A 2,477-nucleotide genomic window follows, 5' to 3' on the forward strand; every position below is an offset into this window, starting at 1 on the left:
TGAACGCTTTCCAGGTCGCCTTCGAGGGCCGCCTGACTCCCACCGACCACTGACCAACTCAACAACCAAGATCAGCCGTTAAATTGACACACCCCCTTGTGCATCCGCGGGAATCCACCAGTCTGAATGAGACGAGCCTGCCACTGACTCGAGTATCCAGTCGAAGCACATGTGACAGGTGACAGTTCGCTGGCCTGCGGAGGAGCCAGGCGACCTGAATCTTGCGGAACGTAGGGAAAACCCCCTGTCGAGGCGGGTGTTGGTCCCAATGCGCCGAGTGCGCCGGGAACGACAGAGTCCAGCCATGAACATTTCTCTGCTCCGTAGAAGCACAGTCAAGTCCGGTGTGCTCACCTTGGTGTGCGCCGTAGCCGCACTGGCGGCGACAGGGTGCGGCGCCCCTCAGAGCTCCTCCCCGTCTGCAGCCCTGGCCGATCAGCAGCAGCCCTCAGCACGCGGTGCGGTGGTCTCGTCGACCCCTGTGGTGGACCTGAACGCCAAGGAGGTCGCTGACCGCCTGGCGAAGACGGGTATCGATACGGCACAGATCCGCTACGGCGTACGGGCCCATCGGATCGTGTATCGCACCGTCGACATCACAGGCAGACCCACTACGGCCAGCGAGCTGGTCGCGATGCCGAAGAACGACGAACGCGACCTTCAGGTCGTGTCCTGGCTACACGGCACTGAGGTGTACCGAGGCGAGGTGGCCTCGGTGAACGACGAGTCCACCGACCGGGCCACGGCGTTGCTGTTCGCCTCGACCGGCCGCGCGGTGTCCGCCCCGGACTACCTCGGCCTGGGCAAGGGCCCCGGATTCCATCCGTACGGGAACCCGGAGGCAACCGTCAGCGCCTCGGTGGATGCATTACGGGCAGCTCGTGCGTTCGCCCGCCAGGACGGCCACGACCTGGACCAGCGCGTCCTCATCAGCGGGTTCTCCCAGGGCGGACCCGCCACGATGATGGTCGGGCGAGCCCTGCAACAGAACATCGATCCGTACTTCCGCCCGGGCGCTCTCGCCCCGATTGCTGGCCCGTTCAATCTGAGTCGTTTCGAGGCCGCCGCGGCGGACGACAAGGTCGCCCGGTCATCGCTCTACCTCGCCTATTTCGCGACCGCGTGGCACCGGATGTACGGCCTGTACGACACACCGGGCCAGGCGTTCCGCGCCCCGTACGACAAGACGGTGGAGTCACTGTTCGACGGCGACCACAAGGCGTCGGAGATTGCGGCCGCGCTGCCGACGACCTCGAAGAAACTGTTCACCGAAGAGTTCCTCCAGAAGGTGCGCAACCCCACGGGAGAGCTGCGACAGAAACTGAAGGCCCTGGACACCACCTGCGACTGGCGGCCCGAAGTCGCGGTACACCTCTTTCACGCCAGGGGCGACAAGGACGTCGCCTTTGCGAACTCCCTGCATTGCCAACGCCAGCTGACCGCCACCAGCGCCGACCAACAGCTCACTGACATCGGCGATTTCGACCACTCCACGACGGTCCTCAAGGCCTTGCCCCAGGTGGTGCGCCAGTTCGACGCCGCCCGCTGAGTGCCCACAAACGGCCACGCCGCTGCTGGGCCAGCATCGGCTCCACCACAGGGCGCAGCACCTGTCAGCCAGGGAAGGGGGTGGGCTTCGGGCCTGGCACCACCGTCGGCTCCCTCCGCCGGGTGTCGCCGGGGCCCGCACCGTCTGGGGTGGCGCGGGCCCCGGTGTGAGGGGCAGCAGCCCAGGTCGTCCTGTCACAGACCGCGGGCTGCACCTTCCCTGTCTACGAGCCCGGTGGCACCCCCGCGACCTACAAAGAGCAGCACGACTACGGCTGTCACCCGTCCGGGCGGTCGAGGGGCTGCCGACGAACCCGGCCGCCGCGCCGCGTCGTCATCGGGGACATGCGTATCGACGAACAGCACATCACCGAGCCGGGCCTCGTGGTCCTGGACGTCACCGCCGCCGACGAGGACACCATCCGTGCGGTGAGCGGCGGCGGAGACACCGACAGCCTGACAGCCAGGACATCGTGCGCTCCACGACCCACCGGTGCCGGCCCAGCCGCTGGAACCCAGTTCGTCCAGGACCAGGTGGTGAAGCCTGGCCCACACCCTGGCCTGGGACCACTCGGTGAACCGGCGGAACGCAGTCACCCCCGACAAGCCAAAATCCGGCGGCAGCTGGTTCCACATGCACCCGGAGGTAGCCCCGAAGACGATCGCGGCGAGCACCTCCCGGTCACCCCGCCGGCGCCGACCCCCGCCCTGTGACCGCTCGGGAGGAGGCGGGACCACGCGCTGGAACAACTCCCACAGATCCTCAGGCACCATCCGCCCAACAAACGAAGCTGTCACCACTCCACGCTGTCGCAAGATCACACCAAACGAAATGGCTTCTAGGGCGCGTATCGAGTCGTGATCAATCTGTGGGATTCGCCCTCGCGGCGGGGCCTGGACCGGTAGATGTTCTTGCGTGACGCGAGTGC

The 2,477-nt window shown here is 66.7% G+C and carries 1 protein-coding gene and 2 pseudogenes; 2 read left to right on the forward strand and 1 reads right to left on the reverse strand.

Annotated features, from left to right (window positions below):
* The first annotated feature begins 304 nt into the window (after positions 1 to 304).
* On the forward strand, positions 305 to 1,549 hold the full coding sequence (locus tag ACZ7IB_RS48940; RefSeq protein WP_470921837.1) for a hypothetical protein: 1,245 nt from the start codon (positions 305 to 307) through the stop codon (positions 1,547 to 1,549).
* Positions 1,550 to 1,893: 344 nt separating this feature from the next.
* A pseudogene (locus tag ACZ7IB_RS48945) lies at positions 1,894 to 1,977 on the forward strand (DUF6207 family protein); the annotation flags it as partial.
* Positions 1,978 to 2,052: 75 nt separating this feature from the next.
* Here the strand turns inward: ACZ7IB_RS48945 and ACZ7IB_RS48950 are convergent.
* Positions 2,053 to 2,346 (reverse strand): annotated as a pseudogene (locus ACZ7IB_RS48950) (transposase); the annotation flags it as partial.
* Between the last annotated feature and the right edge of the window lie 131 nt (positions 2,347 to 2,477).

It is taken from the genome of Streptomyces sp. NPDC037301, from assembly GCF_055602785.1.